The organism is Bifidobacterium margollesii (assembly GCF_002860355.1).
GTDB lineage: Bacteria > Actinomycetota > Actinomycetes > Actinomycetales > Bifidobacteriaceae > Galliscardovia > Galliscardovia margollesii.
The window spans coordinates 1-15,447 of record NZ_NMWU01000023.1; the positions used below are offsets into that span (position 1 = coordinate 1).

14 protein-coding genes are annotated in these 15,447 nt (G+C 62.0%); 1 reads left to right on the forward strand and 13 read right to left on the reverse strand.

All coding sequences use genetic code 11. The features are described from left to right. Nucleotides 1-450: 450 nt before the first annotated feature. The 10 genes from gmk to Uis1B_RS06750 all read right to left on the reverse strand — a co-directional run bounded on the left by gmk (nt 451) and on the right by Uis1B_RS06750 (nt 12,032). Nucleotides 451-1,071, reverse strand: a complete 621-nt coding sequence (gene gmk / locus Uis1B_RS06705; RefSeq protein WP_101616763.1) for a guanylate kinase — start codon at nt 1,069-1,071, stop codon at nt 451-453. Nucleotides 1,072-1,142: 71 nt separating this feature from the next. Then, complete coding sequence (pyrF, locus tag Uis1B_RS06710) at nt 1,143-2,153, reverse strand: orotidine-5'-phosphate decarboxylase (protein WP_101616765.1); 1,011 nt, start codon at nt 2,151-2,153, stop codon at nt 1,143-1,145. Continuing rightward, nucleotides 2,150-5,533 (reverse strand): carbamoyl-phosphate synthase large subunit, encoded by a 3,384-nt coding sequence (carB, locus tag Uis1B_RS06715; protein WP_101616768.1) that lies wholly within the window; start codon nt 5,531-5,533, stop codon nt 2,150-2,152. The genes pyrF and carB overlap by 4 nt, the downstream gene beginning before the upstream one ends. Further along, nucleotides 5,526-6,761, reverse strand: a complete 1,236-nt coding sequence (carA, locus tag Uis1B_RS06720) for a glutamine-hydrolyzing carbamoyl-phosphate synthase small subunit (RefSeq protein WP_423734870.1) — start codon at nt 6,759-6,761, stop codon at nt 5,526-5,528. The genes carB and carA overlap by 8 nt, the downstream gene beginning before the upstream one ends. A gap of 67 nt (nt 6,762-6,828) precedes the next feature. Further along, entirely contained in the window at nt 6,829-7,395 is a 567-nt protein-coding gene (gene nusB / locus Uis1B_RS06725) for a transcription antitermination factor NusB (RefSeq protein ID WP_101616769.1), read from the reverse strand. Between the two features lie 23 nt (nt 7,396-7,418). Further along, nucleotides 7,419-7,982, reverse strand: coding sequence for an elongation factor P (gene efp, locus Uis1B_RS06730; protein WP_101616771.1), 564 nt, complete (start codon nt 7,980-7,982; stop codon nt 7,419-7,421). A 183-nt stretch (nt 7,983-8,165) separates the two neighbouring features. After that, nucleotides 8,166-9,359, reverse strand: a complete 1,194-nt coding sequence (locus Uis1B_RS06735) for a hypothetical protein (RefSeq protein WP_101616773.1) — start codon at nt 9,357-9,359, stop codon at nt 8,166-8,168. Next, a complete protein-coding gene (locus Uis1B_RS06740) occupies nt 9,340-10,029 on the reverse strand; it encodes an ATP-binding cassette domain-containing protein (protein ID WP_101616775.1) in 690 nt (229 codons plus the stop codon). The genes Uis1B_RS06735 and Uis1B_RS06740 overlap by 20 nt, the downstream gene beginning before the upstream one ends. 5 nt (nt 10,030-10,034) lie before the next feature. Beyond that, nucleotides 10,035-11,201: a hypothetical protein gene (locus tag Uis1B_RS06745; protein ID WP_101616777.1), complete on the reverse strand. Its 1,167-nt coding sequence runs from the start codon at nt 11,199-11,201 to the stop codon at nt 10,035-10,037. Between the two features lie 75 nt (nt 11,202-11,276). After that, a complete protein-coding gene (locus tag Uis1B_RS06750) occupies nt 11,277-12,032 on the reverse strand; it encodes a hypothetical protein (RefSeq protein ID WP_101616779.1) in 756 nt (251 codons plus the stop codon). 156 nt (nt 12,033-12,188) lie between these two features. Between Uis1B_RS06750 and Uis1B_RS06755 the strand changes: the two genes are divergently transcribed. After that, nucleotides 12,189-12,809: a hypothetical protein gene (locus Uis1B_RS06755; protein WP_101616781.1), complete on the forward strand. Its 621-nt coding sequence runs from the start codon at nt 12,189-12,191 to the stop codon at nt 12,807-12,809. Between the two features lie 29 nt (nt 12,810-12,838). On the opposite strand, the gene Uis1B_RS12035 is transcribed toward Uis1B_RS06755, so the two are convergent. The 3 genes from Uis1B_RS12035 to Uis1B_RS06770 all read right to left on the reverse strand — a co-directional run bounded on the left by Uis1B_RS12035 (nt 12,839) and on the right by Uis1B_RS06770 (nt 15,317). After that, nucleotides 12,839-13,081, reverse strand: a complete 243-nt coding sequence (locus Uis1B_RS12035; protein ID WP_165782774.1) for a hypothetical protein — start codon at nt 13,079-13,081, stop codon at nt 12,839-12,841. Between the two features lie 230 nt (nt 13,082-13,311). Further along, a complete protein-coding gene (locus Uis1B_RS06765; protein ID WP_101616786.1) occupies nt 13,312-14,658 on the reverse strand; it encodes an MFS transporter in 1,347 nt (448 codons plus the stop codon). Further along, nucleotides 14,655-15,317, reverse strand: coding sequence for a response regulator transcription factor (locus Uis1B_RS06770; RefSeq protein ID WP_165782775.1), 663 nt, complete (start codon nt 15,315-15,317; stop codon nt 14,655-14,657). The genes Uis1B_RS06765 and Uis1B_RS06770 overlap by 4 nt, the downstream gene beginning before the upstream one ends. Nucleotides 15,318-15,447: the final 130 nt, after the last annotated feature.

Here is a 15,447-nt window from a genome sequence, read left to right on the forward strand (position 1 = left end):
GCACGTCATCTCGGCGTGCGGGCCATTATCGTATTCACATACGTCGAACCGGCCAACGTGCCGTGACTCCCAATCCGAATCGGCAGGTAATGCGTGCGGCATCGGTGCGATGGACGGCGAAGGCGTATTCACATACGTCNANCCGGCCAACGTGCCGATNACNCCAANCCGAATCGGCAGGTAATGCGTGCGGCATCGGTGCGATGGACGGCGAAGGCGTATTCACATACGTCNANCCGGCCAACNTGCCGATCACACCAACCCGAATCGGCAGGTAATGCGTGCGGCATCGGTGCGATGGACGGCGAAGGCGTATTCACATACGTCGAACCAGCCAACATGCCGTGACTCCCAATCCGAATCGACAGGTAATGCGTGCGGCATCGGTGCGATGGACGGCGAAGGCGTATTCACATACGTCGAGCCGGCCAACGTGCCGATGACGCTCCATTACCTGTCGATTCCGTACTCGGCGACGATGACGTGCCACAGCTCCTCCGCCGCCCGTTCGACGGTGTCGTTGACGATGACGACGTCGAATTCGGATTCGGCGGCGAGTTCGGTTTTGGCGGTTTCGAGGCGGCGGGCGCGCTGTTCGGCGGTTTCGGTGCCGCGGGAGGCGAGGCGGCGGGCGAGGTCGTCGAAGGTGGGGGGAGCGATGAAGACGTAGAGAACGTCGAGGCCGAGTTCGGCGGCGCGCTGGCGGACGCGGCGGGCTCCTTGGAGGTCGATTTCAAGGATGGTGGGAACGCCTTGGGCGAGATGGTCCTGAACGGGTTGCAGGGGGGTGCCGTAGTGGGCCATGCCGTGGACGACGGCGGTTTCGAGGAATTCACCGGAGCGCTCTTTGGCTTCGAATTCATCGTCGGTCATGAACCAGTAGTTGACGCCGTTGATTTCACCGGGGCGGGGGTGACGGGTGGTGGCGGAGACGGAGATCCATACTTGGGGGTGGGCGGCGAGCAGCTGCTTTTCGACGGTGCCTTTGCCGACGGCGGTGGGGCCGGAGAGGACGATGAGACGGCGGGCGGCGGGGGTGACGGTGGATTGTGCGGTTGGTTCGACGGTCATGGGTGGCACCTCGTATTGGAAAGGCCGATCGTCGAGCGATCGGCCTGGTGTGCGGTCAGGGTTGATTGGGGTCAGATGCTCATGTGGGGTCGCCCGTCGGCAAGGTTGGCGGCGGACAGGGCCGGGTCTGAGCCACTGGAGTCGGGAACATGGTGGGCGGCGTTTTCACGGTCGTCTTCATCCATGGCGTTGGTGAGCGCTTCGCGCACGTCGAGGGCGATTTGCTCGGTGGCGGTTGCGAGATCCGCGATTTCGGGGCCTTTGGTGGAGATGGATCGGGAGACGGTGACGAGCACGTTGCCTTTGGTGCCCTTGAATACGGTTTGCAGGTCCTTGGATTCGGCACCCTGCCAGCCGTATCCCGGGGAGAGGATCGGGCCGGTGAACACGGAGGGGTCGACGCCGCTGGTTTTCATCCATTGGCCGATGGTGGCACCGATGATCAGGCCGACGGATCCCATGCCGTCGACGCCTTCATTGAAGTTCTGGGCGGCGTGGGCGATGCCGTAGGCCACGGTCTGGCCGGGGAAGTCGCCGCGCTGTCGGATGGCGGATTGCAGGGAGATGCCTTCGGTGTTGGATGTGACGGAGGCGATGAATACGCCTCTGCCGTTCTCCAGTGCCTCACCTACCAGATTCGTCAGCGAGCGGAATCCGTAGTACGGCAGGAGGGTGATGGCGTCGGCCAGCATGGGGGAATCCGATTTGAGGTAGGCGTCGGCCAGTGCGGAAACCGTGGTGGGGAGGCCACCGCGAAGGCAGTCGACGATGGTGATGACGCCCATTTGGCGGGCGGCGTACAGTGCCCGTTCGAGCGCGGCGAATCCTTTGGATCCGTAACGCTCGAACATGGGCATCTGGAATTTCACGGCTGCCGCGCGGCCTTGGGCGGCCTGCAGCATGCGCATGGCGAATAGCTCGGCACCTTTGGCATCGACGTTGTACCCCCAGTTGGCAAGGATCTTGCGATGGGGGTCGATGCCTACGCACAGAGGCCCGTACTGATCCATTGACGCCTTGAGTCGTTTTCCGAATTCCGAACGCTGGATATTGTTGTTTTGGACCTCTGTACTGGTGATCATTGCAATTCACGCCTTTCCAGTTCGAACAGCTGCTGAGCATGCTCCTGAATGCTCAGAATCTGATAATCCTGTTTCTTTACGGCTTCAATGGCCAGCAGCACCGCGGAGAACTCGGTCATCGTGGTGAACTGCGGCAGATCGGCCGCAATGGCGGCCGCACGGATGGAGTATCCGTCCGAACGGGAGCCACGGGAATTCGGGGTGTTGAGCACCATGTCGATCTGCCCTTCTTCGATGAGCTGAACGACGTTCTTGCCGATGCTGCCTTCGGCATGGCGCACTTCCGCCTGGGCGTCATCGACATCGATACGGCCGGTGATCTTGTCCACCACGGTGGATTCGATGCCGTAGCGGCGTAGCACGGAGGCGGTGCCTTCGGTGGCCCAGATCTTGAATCCGAGCTCCTCAAGACGAACCGCCATCAGCGGCAGCTGTCGCTTATCGGTGTCGTTGACGGAAATGAACACGTTACCGCTGGTCGGCAGACCGCCTTCGTAGGCGGCGAGCTGACTCTTGGCGAATGCGTGCGGGAAGTCACGGTCAAAGCCCATGACTTCGCCGGTGGATCGCATTTCGGGTCCGAGAAGAATGTCGACCGTCTTGCCGACAGGCGTGCGGAAGCGCTTGAACGGCAGCACGGATTCCTTGACCGCCACCGGTTGCCCGCGGCGCACGTCGCCGCCGTCGCCGTGGGGAAGCAGCAGTCCGTTGGCACGCTGATCGGCGATGGTCTCCCCCGCCATGATGCGGGCCGCGGCCTTGGCCAGCGGAGTGCCGGTGGCCTTGGATGCGAACGGCACGGTACGGGAGGCACGAGGGTTGGCTTCGATCACGTACAGCGTGTTCGACATGAACGCGTACTGCACGTTGATCAGGCCCCGCACATCGCAGCCTTGGGCGATGGCTTCGGTGGCCTCGCGCAGACGTCGGATCTGATCGTCGGAAAGGGTGCTCGGAGGCAGGGTGCATGCGGCATCACCGGAGTGAACGCCGGCTTCCTCCACATGTTCCATGATGCCGCCGATGTACAGCTCCTTGCCGTCGAACAGGGCGTCGACGTCGATTTCGATGGCGTCGGAAAGGAACTTGTCGATCAGCAGCGGGGACGGCAGACGGCCGGAGACGACCATGTCGGCCTTGGCCTCGTCGAGGGCGCGGCCCACGTACTTTTCGAGCTGGGCGTCGTCGTACACGATTTCCATGCCGCGGCCGCCGAGCACGTACGAGGGACGCACGAGCACGGGGTATCCGATGCGGTGGGCGGCCTCCTGGGCCTCCTCCAACGACAGCGCGGTGCCGTAGCGCGGAGCGTTGAGCTTCTCCTTGCGCAGCACTTCGCCGAACAGTTCGCGGTTTTCGGCCAGATCGATGGCCTCGGGGGTGGTGCCGAGAATCGGTACGCCGGCGGCCTTCAGTCGCGCGGCAAGGGACAGCGGGGTCTGGCCGCCGAGCTGCACGATGACGCCCTTGACCGGACCCATCTCCTTCTCGGCCTCGTAGATCTCCAGCACGTCCTCGAAGGTGAGCGGCTCGAAGTACAGACGATCGGACATGTCGTAGTCGGTGGAGACGGTTTCGGGATTGCAGTTCACCATGATGGTGTCGTAATCCTTACCGAGCTCCTGCACGGCATGCACGCAGGTGTAGTCGAATTCGATGCCCTGACCGATGCGGTTCGGGCCGGAACCGAGGATGATCACGGCTTCGCGTTCGCGCGGGCGCAGCTCCGACTCGTCGGCGTAGCAGCTGTAGTAGTACGGGGTGACCGCGTCGAACTCCGCGGCGCAGGTATCGACGGTCTTGTACACCGGTCGAAGACCGTACGTCCAGCGCAGCTCGCGGATCGTGTTCTCGCCTTCGTCTCCCAGACCACGCAGATGGGCGATCTGCACGTCGGAAAGACCGGCCTTCTTGGCCTTCTTCAGCAGTTTCGGAGTGAGGGTCTTGGCGGCCTTCACTTCGAGCGCGGTCTTGTCGATGAGCAGCAGCTGCTCGATGAACCACGGGTCGATCTTCGTGGCTTCGAAGATCTGCTCGGCGGTGGCCCCGCCCCAGATGGCACGCTGGATCTGCTGGTAGCGGTGCTCGGTGGGCACCTTGATCCGCTTGAGCAGTTCGGCCACCTCATCGGCATCGGGCTTGTCGCCATCCCAGCTGAATCCCATGTGACGCTTGTCGATGGAACGCATGGCCTTGCCCAGCGACTCCTGGAAGTTGCCGCCGAGGGCCATGGCCTCGCCCACGGACTTCATGGAGGTGGTGAGCGTGTGGTCGGCACCGGGGAACTTCTCGAAAGCGAAGCGCGGCACCTTCGTCACCACGTAGTCGATGGTTGGCTCGAAGCTGGCCGGCGTGGACTGGGTGATGTCGTTGCGAATCTCGTCGAGCGTGTAGCCGAGAGCGAGCTTCGTGGCGATCTTGGCGATCGGGAAACCGGTGGCCTTGGATGCCAGAGCGGAGGAACGGCTCACGCGCGGGTTCATTTCGATGACGATGATACGACCGGTTTCGGGGTGTACGGCGAACTGGATGTTGCAGCCGCCGGTGTCGACTCCCACGCCGCGGATGATGGCGATGCCGATGTCGCGCAGCTTCTGGTATTCACGGTCGGTGAGCGTGAAGCAGGGCGCCACGGTGATGGAGTCGCCGGTGTGCACGCCGACCGGATCGACGTTCTCGATCGGGCAGACGACGACCACGTTGTCCTTGCGGTCGCGCATGAGTTCGAGCTCGAACTCCTTCCAGCCCTCGATGCCTTCTTCGAGCAGCACTTCGTCGGTGGGCGAATAGTGGATTCCCGCGCCGGCGATGCGGTGCAGCTCCTCCTTGTTGTGCGCGATGCCGGAGCCGAGGCCGCCCATCGTGAAGCTCGGGCGCACGACCAGCGGATAGCCGATCTCCTCTACGACCTTATCGACCTCCTCGATGGAATGGGCGATGAAGGAGCGGGCGGATTCCGCACCGGCCTCGTCGACGACCTTCTTGAACAGCTCGCGGTCCTCGCCGCGGTCGATGGCTTCCAGCGAGGCGCCGATGAGCTCGACGTCGTACTTCTTGAGCACTCCGGCCTCACCCAGCGCCATGGCCGCGTTCAGTGCGGTCTGTCCGCCCAGCGTGGGCAGCAGGGCGTCGGGACGTTCCTTGGCGATGATCTTTTCGAGGATCGGCACGGAAATCGGCTCGATGTAGGTGGCGTCGGCCATTTCCGGGTCGGTCATGATCGTGGCCGGGTTGGAATTGACGAGAATGACCCGGATCCCCTCTTCGCGAAGCACTCGGCATGCCTGCGTTCCGGAATAATCGAACTCCGCGGCCTGGCCGATGACGATCGGGCCGGAACCGATGACCATAACGGAGTGAATATCGGTGCGCTTAGGCATTGACACTACCTTCCTTGGAATCCTTGTGGTTGAGCATGAGATCGACGAAACGGTCGAACAAATAGGAAGCGTCGTGCGGACCTGCCGCGGCTTCCGGATGATATTGCACGGAGAAGGCCGGGATATCGAGGCATTCGAGGCCTTCGACCACATCGTCGTTGAGATCGACGTGGCTGACTCGGGCCTTGCCGTATCGGCCGTTCGCGTACGGGGTTTCGATGGTCTGGCCGATGGGCGCGTCCACGGCGAAACCATGGTTGTGGGCGGTGACCTCCACCTTTCCGGTGGTCAGGTCCTTCACCGGCTGATTGATGCCGCGGTGACCGAACTTCAGCTTGTAGGTGCCGAAACCGAGCGCGCGGCCCAGAATCTGATTGCCGAAGCAGATGCCGAAGAACGGGAATCCGGCGTCGAGCACGCGACGCAGCAGCGCCACGGTGTCGTCGGCGGTGCCCGGGTCTCCCGGACCGTTGGAGAAGAACACGCCGGTGGGGTTGATCTTCTCGATTTCCTCGAAGGAGATCGTCATCGGCACCACGTAGACGCGGCAGCCGCGTTCGGCGAGACGATGCGGGGTCATGGCCTTGATGCCCAGATCGACGGCCACGACGGTGGCGATCGGCTCCTTGCCTTCGAATTCGCCGCACGGTTCGACGACGTAGGTTTCCTTGGTGCTGACCTCGGGGCCAAGGTTCGATCCGCTCATCTTCGGACTGGCCTCGATCTTGGCGAGCAACTCGCTCACGCTCACCAGCGAACCGTCATCATGCGTCAGGGCGTCACCGGAGAAGATACCGGCACGCATCACGCCGGCGGATCGCAGATGGCGAACCAGCTTTCGAGTGTCGATGTCGCTGATGCCGACGATGGACTGTCCCTCCAGCTCCTCATCAAGGCTGCCGGTGGCACGCCAGTTGCTCACCACCGGGCTGGGGTCACGCACCACGTATCCGGCGACCCAAATGCGGGAGGATTCGGGATCCTCGCGGTTCACACCGGTATCGCCGATGTGCGGAAAGGTCTGAACGACGATCTGCCGATCATAGCTCGGGTCGGTCAGCGTTTCCTGGTAACCGGTCATGCCGGTGGCGAATACGATCTCTCCGAATGTCTCACCCAGAGCGCCGTACGGCTCACCCACATAGACCTGACCGTCCTCCAATACGAGAACTGCATCATTGACGGAATAGCTGCCCACCGCAGTGGACTCGGACTCGTTCAGGCTCACTCAATCCCCCTTAACAGCGGATCATCTTTCTGTCACCATACCTACCGGCTTGGATAACAGACTGCGATTAATCAATGGTTTTTTCAGTGTTTTCAGTACCGTCGGCGGTGTTTTCCGACTCATGGTCAGGCTGCTGTGCGGTTTCGGCGGCGTCGCCGGCATCAGCGCCTTCGTCATCGGTTTCGGCGGAGGTCCGCGCCTGTTCGGCAGCCTCGGCAGCCTCGGCCTGTCGGGCCTCATACCGTTCGGCCACACCGGTCAGCAGACCATGAATGAAGCTCGGCGATTCGGCGTCGCACAACGTCTTCGCCTGAGCCAGCGCTTCGTCAATGGCCACCGGGGTGGGAACGTCGTCGTTGTAGACGATCTCCCATACGGCGATGCGCATGATGTTGCGATCGACCACCGGCATGCGGGAGACCGCCCAGCTGGTGGAGCTCTCGCCGATCATACGATCGATGTCCCTGTGGTGTTCGGCCACGCCGCGGACGATGTCGATGGCGTAGTCGGGCAACGGGGTCTGGGCACCGGGATGCTCGATTCGCTCAGCGAGAAGGGACAGGATGTCCTGCCCCTTCTCGTCGGCTTCATACAGCGTATTCAGAGCCCTTTTACGGGCGGTGGATCGTGCCATAGTGAAGTTCTCTCGCGATTCTCTCAGTTCTCACGGCCGAGGTAGGAGCCGTCGCGGGTGTCGACCTTGACCTTCTCGCCTTCGTTGATGAAGAGCGGCACCTGAATCTCGGCGCCGGTCTCCACGGTGGCGGGCTTGGTTCCGGCGTTGGAGCGGTTGCCCTGCAGGCCGGGCTCGGTGTGGGTGACCGTCAGGATCACGGAAGCCGGCAGTTCGACGGACAGCGGAGTGCCGTCGTGGAAGGACACGATGCAGTCGGTGCCTTCCAGCAGGAACTTGGCCTGATCGCCGACCAGCGTCTTCGGGATGTAGATCTGATCGTAGGTGGTCATGTCCATGAAGACGAAGTTGTCGCCGTCCTCGTAGGAGTACTGCAGAGTACGGTTGTCGACGGTCTCGAACTCGATCTTCATACCCGCGTTGAAGGTCTTGTCCACGATCTTGCCGGACAGCACGTTCTTGATGGTGGTGCGCACGAAAGCGGGACCCTTGCCCGGCTTGACGTGCTGGAACTTGATGACGGTCCAGAGCTGGCCGTCAAGATTCAAAACGGAACCGTTCTTAATATCGTTGGTAGTCTGTGCCACGATTACTCACCTTTTCATATATCAAAATAGGCAGGGCTCAAAATTAGCCTTGAATATTATGCCACCACCTCTATACCTCGGCACGCCAACGGGCGACGGTATCGCTTCACCTTAGAAACCCCGGCCGTTTCCTCACCGTTCCCTTACCATTTCCGCAATGTTTTCCAGTCGTTCCTTGCTGATTCACCGGCTCTTGAAGTATCGAAGCAGGCGGCTCTCCCGGGTAAGCAGCACGGCCGCGGCCGCACCGGACAAGGCGCCGATCACCGCGGCCACGAACACACGCAGCAGCACGCCGATGACGACGGTGGCCTCGGCCACGGAATTGTCGAGCCATATCCATGCCGGCAGAGGGCTCGCCAACAGCGCGCCCGACAGACTCCAGACCAACGTCTCCACCATGAGCTGCGCGAGCAACGCCGTTTTGGGCACGCCGCAATGCAATGCCGAGGCCATCTCCAGTCTGCGCATGCGCGTGGCGACGAATCCCAGCGACGCCGACATGACGAGTGCGACCCACGGTGCGACCGCCGTCAGCCGCGAGGAGAACAGGGCGGCGCTATCCAATGTGGCGCCCTTGCTGATGTTGAGTCTGGACACCGTCGGAGGAGCCTGCGTCGAGTCCGTCGCCCGATTGTCGGTGGCCAATCGCAGCAGCGCTTCGATGTCCTTGGTCTGCGGCCACGCACGCACCCAGCATTGGCTGAACGCCTCCTCGGATCCTGCCGGCACCGGTGCCAGAGCAGCATAGGAGAATCCGGCCTTGCGACCGTCTTCCGGCCAGTCGAAGATGCCGGACACGTCCACATGGCGTCCGTCCTTCAGCGCGAGCCGTTGCCCGGCCTGAGCATGGAACGGCGCCGCGGCATCCGTGGAGAGCATCACGCCCTGGGTGGGTGGATCCGATGAGAGTTCTCCGACGCCATACTCCGATTGCGTGCCGGTGGTGCCGAGCGCGAATACCGCGAGCGCCCCGGGCGTGGTCTCGTAGATGGGCACGCCCGTGGATGGCAGGGTGGCGAGGACGAGACGCTCATCGGTTTGCCTCACCGCTCCGGAAGCCTGGACGCCATCCAGTGATGCGAGTCTGTCGCATGCCGCGCCGTCGATGTGATCGTTGTACTCGAGCACCCAGGTGGAACCGCCGGAGGCAACGTATTCGTTGGTTTGCCGTTGGATGCCGGCGATGGTCATCCAGTCCGCGCCGGTCAGCAGCGCGATCATGCAGGCGAGGGATATGACCAGTGCGCATGCGTGCGTGGTTCCGGTGACGAGATTCCGCCCCGCCTCCCCCAGCATTCCCGCCAATCTCATGTAGGGTTTGCGGTCACGAGGATTGCCGTCACGAGGATTGCCGTCACGGGGTTTGCCGCTCATCGTCGCGCACCTCCTTGTTGACGGATGTGTTGGCGGATGTCTCGTCCTGCCAGTCGCGCAGATCGATGAGGTCGGTGCAGGCGTCGCGCGTGCGTGGATCATGGGTGGCGACCACGACGATGGAACCGCTCATGGAAAGGCTGTGCAGATGCTCGTTGACCGTGGCGGCCGTGTTGAGATCAAGCTGTGCGGTCGGCTCGTCCACGAGCAGCAGTCCCGCACGGGATGCCACTCCGCGGGCCAGCATCAAACGCTGGGCCTCACCTCCGGACAGGTCTCGGAACGGCTTGAACGCCAATGATTCCAGACCGAACGCCCGCAGCAGTTCCATTGCCCGGCTCTGGGCGTCACGACGTCGTTCACCGCGGGCGATGAACGGCAAGGCCACATGGTCCACGGCCGAGCGGCGGGCAACGCCGTGCGGGTTCTGCAGCACCCAGCACACGCGACCGCAGTCAAAACGTTCGACCACTCCGGCCACGGGTTTCGTCCATCCGGCGATGATCGACAGCAGCGTGGACTTGCCGGAGCCGGATGGTCCGGTCAGTGCGTATACGTGTTTCGGCCGCAAGGTCACCGTCAGATGTCGGAACAGCATGTCCCTGCCGGTCGCATCGAAGCTATGACCGACATCCGTGAGCGTCACCCTGCGGGCTGCATGGTCGTTCATGTCACTCACCCGCCTTGGACGGAGCAGTGTTCGGCGGTGCGGGGGATGACGTCCACATGATCGAACGTCATCGTCTCGCCGTCAACGGCCACCATGGTCTTGCCCAGTTGGGAGGCGATGATGCTCACCGGCGTGGGTGTGCCGTCCACACTCACGCAGCCCTTTCCCGGAGAGGCATCGTAGATCGCGGAAGGCGGTACGGTCAATGCGGTCAATGGCCGAGCAAGCCTCCAACTGTAGGACACGCTCACCGTCCCTCCCCCGTCCGATCCGTCTCCTCCGGACGTACTGCCGGTTCCTGCCGTCATGGCGGAATCGCCGCCGAGCGAGGCCATGCGGAAGGCGGTGCTGCCGTCGATCGCCGCAAGAATCGCCGGATCGGTCAGTTCGACGGTCCCGTCGGGCACGTCGAATTCCCGCTTGTCGATGGTCAGTTTGCGGTTGCCTGCCACGATGTCGGCCACGGATTTCGGCAACGTGGCCTTCACTGTGGTGGCGGAGGTGGTGAACAGGTCCTGTCCGGCGTCGATCCGCCGACCGACTGCGACGGCGACCTGCTTGACGGTCACCGAATCGGCGGGAAGCCATACGAACCAACCGGGATCGATGGCCCATCCAGAATCCCTGCTCAGCTGTCGAGCGCCCACGGATCGGGCGAGCGCATTGTAGGCGGTGATGGTGTCCCAGGTCATCCAGTCGGAATCCGGCGCACCTTGTCCGAGCCGACGAAGCGCTGCGTTGAGCGCGGCGGCGTCCGTTCCCCGCATGCCGCTGGTCAGCGAACGGTACGGCGGCACGCTGGTATGGAGCGCAAGCATTGGTTGGGCGTTCACGTCGAAGGCCGCCTGCCCGGATTTGAGAACGCCGCCGGCACGGATGGCGATCCGCGTCACCGTACCGGAAACCGGTGATGTGATGGTGGCGGATTGTCCCAATGTCACGTTCAGCGTTACCGACCGGGAGTCGTCGAACGGTGCCGAGGCGACCTTCACCGTGGTCGCTGCCGTACTGGAGACCAGTGATGGCGGGATTTTCGACCGGGTCAGCAGGAATCCGCCGCCCACCCCGATCACGACCATCACCAGTGCCAGCAGCACGACGATGGACGCCGCCACGCCATTGCGAACGGTTCGACTTCCCTTGCGGGCCGTTGTCCTGCGTCGCCACCCCATATCGGCCTCCTTGCCGTATTGCCGCGCGAGTCGATCGTCACTTCACCGGTACGGTCGTCATTTCATTGATGCAGCTCATTGATGCAGCGGATCCTGATTACAGGCCCAGAATTGGCGTCCCTTCTCGGATTCGCCGTCGTATCTGTAGTTCGGATTGGGCTTGCCGTCATACGTGGTGCTCATGTATTCGCCGAAGAACTCGTGCCAACGTCGTTGGTTGGCTTCGAACCGGCTGTTGTCGGTCAGGTTCACGGTGTTCATCGTGCTCATGTATTCGTCTTCGCTGATGGTACTCGGCAGCAGATCGTATTTGGCGTAGCACTGGTAGGTTTTGCGGGCCAGAGTCTCCTGATCGATGTTGTCGGGATTCCTGTTCATGGTCGCGTACAGGCTGGAGACGATGCCCGCATAGGTTTTGGTGTGGCAGTCATCCATGATCTTGAGCTCTTTCTCGTCGGATAACGCTCCGCGATACTGACCGACCGTCTCCCCTTGGTCCATCGACCATGAGGCCTGCAGCCCATAGGGTTCCAGACAGGTGTTGTACGCATCGTAGATCTCCTGCACTTCGGCCTGCGTGATCCTGCCGTCCTTGAGAATGTTCCGTGCCAGATCCGTGGGGGCCTGCTCATAGGTTCGCTTGAATTCCGCGGCATATGGACCCGAAAAGGCGGGCTCGCCGCCATCGGCCGACTGTCCGTCGCCTGTCGATGTCTGCCCGCAGGCTGCCAATCCCAGAAATAATCCCAGGAATACCGGCAGCAGCATCGCCGTCGTCACGATTCTTCTCCATCCGGCGCCGGCCGATGCTCCTGTATCTTCGTTGATCATCGGCAACCTCCTTGTTCACGTTCACCATAACCGTCTTATGACTGAATCCGAAGCCGCCGCGTAATCCCATGGACGACTCCATCATTCGGACCACAGGCGATGCGGCCGTATGCTGGTCGCATCGGCAACGTCGCCGTCATACGAAGGAGGCGCATCATGGCACGCCCGTCGACGAATCTTTTCGCTTCCGCAACGCTTGTCACCATGCTGTTGACCGGCGGATGCGGCCAATCCTCTTCCACGGCATCGGCCGAACCGTCATTCTCCGGCACATATGCCGAGGAATACCAGCAGGAATACGAGCAGGCGAAGAGCAATGGCAACACCTTTGCGATGGACGCGCTACGAGACGGCACCCTCACCGAGCAGGAAGTCACGGAAGCCAGCGACCGGTATACTCAATGCATGGCAGACCGCGGATACACCGTCGCCAAGCACCCGGGAGGAGGAAGCGACATCAATGTCAGGGAAGACCGGACTCCCGAACAGCAGAGCAAGGATGATGACTGGTGCGGCAAGGATTCCGGCACGTACTATCTGGATGGTCTGTGGACACGGCAGCATAATGATCCGGACAAACGCAACAGTCCCGAGATGATCGTCGACTGCCTGCGACGTCATCAGGTCATCGACGATGACGTCAACGATGAGCAGGCCCTGGCCAAGGTGCGTAATTGGGATTTCCCCGAGGTCCCGTTCGATGCCTCCGACCCGGAGTATTCCGCGGAGAGATCCAACTGGCTGCTCGGCTGCATGAATAATCCACGCGAATTCTGACTCGTGGCGTATCATCCCGATGGTCGGGTTCAGGATGCGGGTTGCGTCCGGTAATACCACGCCGACAATGCATCGTAATCCGTATTCATGCCGCATTCGCCGGAAACCTTCGACCGTTGGGTCTCCGTCAACGAACCGCGTACCTGCACCTCGTTCCGCCCGGCACCGCCGTCAATGACCCGGCTCTGCAACCCGTATACGGACAGGCAGGCGTTGTACGCCTTGGTGACGCCATCCATCTCCTCACTGGTGATCGACCCGTCCCGCAGCACGTCGCGGCCCCTGCTGGTGTGCAGGCTGCCCCAAAGTTCGTTCAGGGCGATACGGTCCGGCCCGGTGAAATCCGGTTGGTGAACCGTCGCGGATGGGGATGGTTGTGTTCCGCTCGTCGGTTCCGCCTCCGCATTCCGCCATGGGCTCGCCGGCACGCATAAGATCGCTGCGACGATCATAACGGCAATCGCGATGCACACGAATGCCACGCCGATCCGATACCTGATCATCACGCCTCACCCGTAGAGCCAGCACGACGAAGGGGGATTCGCGCGTAGACGACCCAGTCGCCGTCCTCGGCACTGGTGTTGAGTTCGCCGCCGAGGTCGGTGATGATGCGACGATGCAGCGCAAGCCCTCTGCCATGCGGCCTAAGGTTCGCCGTCTTCCCCGTTGTGTCAGGCATCAACGACACCGTTGATTCCGACGATTCCGACGACTCCGACGACTCCGACGACGGCAATGGATTGGTTTCCATCAGTTCGATGGACTTTGGCCCCAAGGTGACCATCAGACAATAGTCGCCGGACTCCGGAGTGAGATGCCGGGTGATGTTGGCGGCGATCTCACCGATAAGATTCGCGGCCGCACGCACCGATTCCGTCGCGCAATCGTCCGGCAGATCGCCGCGCACGTCGATCCGACCATGAAAGCCAAGCCGGTCAAGACTGGTTCCGGCGTTTCGGACGGCGGTATCGATCATCTCGATCATCGTCCGCCGCGGGGGTGTCTCTGCGACGTTCGGCATCGACTGACGTGCCGGTGCCGTCCGACACGCCGATGCCGTCCGACTCGCATCTCCCGGGCTCACGGAATCCTTGCCTGCATCGGCTCGCCGCCGTTGCGGTTGTTCGAGCAAATCGATGACATGGTGAATCTCGGCAAGCACGGCAAGGGCCTGTTCGTTGACGAACCGCCAATCCCGACGTTCGTCGGCCCGTTCGGCGTCATCGCCAATACGGCGCAGCTGCCGTTGCGCGGTCAACGCGATGTAGGAGAGCCCACCGCTGGCGGAATCGTGAATGCGCGACCCCAGGCGTATGTTGCGTTTCAGCATGTCCATCTCCCATTGACGTCGTTCCAACGCCATGGCCTGTTCTCGAATCTCGTCACGCTGTCGTCGCCAACGCAGGGCCATGCCGATCATCGTGGCGAACACGAACATCGCGATGTAATTCACCAATCCCAGCCATGTGGCGGACAGCGCATTGAAGGAATCGACGGCCACCGGCACGCATTCGGCGAACGAAATGACGAGCAGGGCGGCGATGGCGATGGGAATCGAACTGTCGTAGCCGATGATCGCCAAGGCCAGATAGGCAGCCCACAATGGGTTCGGCCCCGACAGGTCAAGGACGAACAGACGCGCGACGACGGTGCCGATGATCAGCCAGCCACTGACGCGCGGCAGGAACGGCGAAAGAATGATGCAGGCTATCGACACGCCTGAAAGCACTCCATTGAGTGGATATACGGGAGGGATCGCCGCCCATTCAATCACCGTCGCAACCAGAACGACGAATGCGATGAGGATGCGGAACCAATGGCCATGCAGCCAACGTTCGGCGGCGTTCATCGTTCGCCTTCCGAGGCGCCTGTCCATAGGGCCACGGCCTGCCCGCGCGAGGTGACGCCGAGTTTGTGGATGGCGCGGGTGATATAGGTTTTGGCGGTGGAGGCGCTCACCTGCATGTCGGTGGCGATCTGCACGGTATCGAGACCGCGGGAGCATAGGTTCATCGCTTCGGCTTCACGGTCGGACAGCAGAAACTGCCGGGGGATTTGTTTTCCGCGCAATCGTTCGTATGCTTCGCCGGCGGTTTGGAATCCTTCGCCCCAAACACCGCCGGCCGCCACGGTACGAATCGCCTTGATGATCGGCGCCTCCACGGATTTTGGAACGATGCCCTGCGCCCCGGATTCGGCGGCTTTGGCTGCATATACGGCCAACGAGAACGACGTGATGGCGAGAATCAGCACCCGAGCGGTTCCGGCGCGAATCGTTCTGCATACCGTCAGGCCGGATACTTCATCCATCGACATGTCGGTGAGCAGTATGTTGGGGCTTTGGCGTGCGTCGAAACAACGGGCTACCGCATCGCGCCCGGAAGTGGTTTTCCATAGGATTCGCGCTTCGGGCATGAGTTCGGTGATGGTGCGTTCAAGGAAGGAAAGCGAAAACTCGTCGTTGTCCAGTAATCCGACGGTCACGATCGGGCGAACCGTTTCAGCCATTCCCCCTCCTTTGCGACCGTTCTCCAATGCCGTTTTCACGGTAGCATCGTCCCGCCTGGATACCGGGATTTCGCTGTCGTCGTCTGGATGACGTGATGGGGTATGGCGCGGCATGTGTTCAGGGAGTGGT

Excerpts from the sequence above, each read along its gene's own strand:
- gmk (WP_101616763.1), bottom strand. The coding sequence starts at position 1,071 with ATGACCGTCGAACCAACCGCACAATCCACCGTCACCCCCGCCGCCCGC.
- pyrF (WP_101616765.1), bottom strand. The coding sequence starts at position 2,153 with ATGATCACCAGTACAGAGGTCCAAAACAACAATATCCAGCGTTCGGAA.
- carB (WP_101616768.1), bottom strand. The coding sequence starts at position 5,533 with ATGCCTAAGCGCACCGATATTCACTCCGTTATGGTCATCGGTTCCGGC.
- nusB (WP_101616769.1), bottom strand. The coding sequence starts at position 7,395 with ATGGCACGATCCACCGCCCGTAAAAGGGCTCTGAATACGCTGTATGAA.
- Uis1B_RS06735 (WP_101616773.1), bottom strand. The coding sequence starts at position 9,359 with ATGAGCGGCAAACCCCGTGACGGCAATCCTCGTGACGGCAATCCTCGT.
- Uis1B_RS06740 (WP_101616775.1), bottom strand. The coding sequence starts at position 10,029 with ATGAACGACCATGCAGCCCGCAGGGTGACGCTCACGGATGTCGGTCAT.
- Uis1B_RS06745 (WP_101616777.1), bottom strand. The coding sequence starts at position 11,201 with ATGGGGTGGCGACGCAGGACAACGGCCCGCAAGGGAAGTCGAACCGTT.
- Uis1B_RS06750 (WP_101616779.1), bottom strand. The coding sequence starts at position 12,032 with ATGATCAACGAAGATACAGGAGCATCGGCCGGCGCCGGATGGAGAAGA.
- Uis1B_RS06755 (WP_101616781.1), top strand. The coding sequence starts at position 12,189 with ATGGCACGCCCGTCGACGAATCTTTTCGCTTCCGCAACGCTTGTCACC.
- Uis1B_RS06765 (WP_101616786.1), bottom strand. The coding sequence starts at position 14,658 with ATGAACGCCGCCGAACGTTGGCTGCATGGCCATTGGTTCCGCATCCTC.
- Uis1B_RS06770 (WP_165782775.1), bottom strand. The coding sequence starts at position 15,317 with ATGGCTGAAACGGTTCGCCCGATCGTGACCGTCGGATTACTGGACAAC.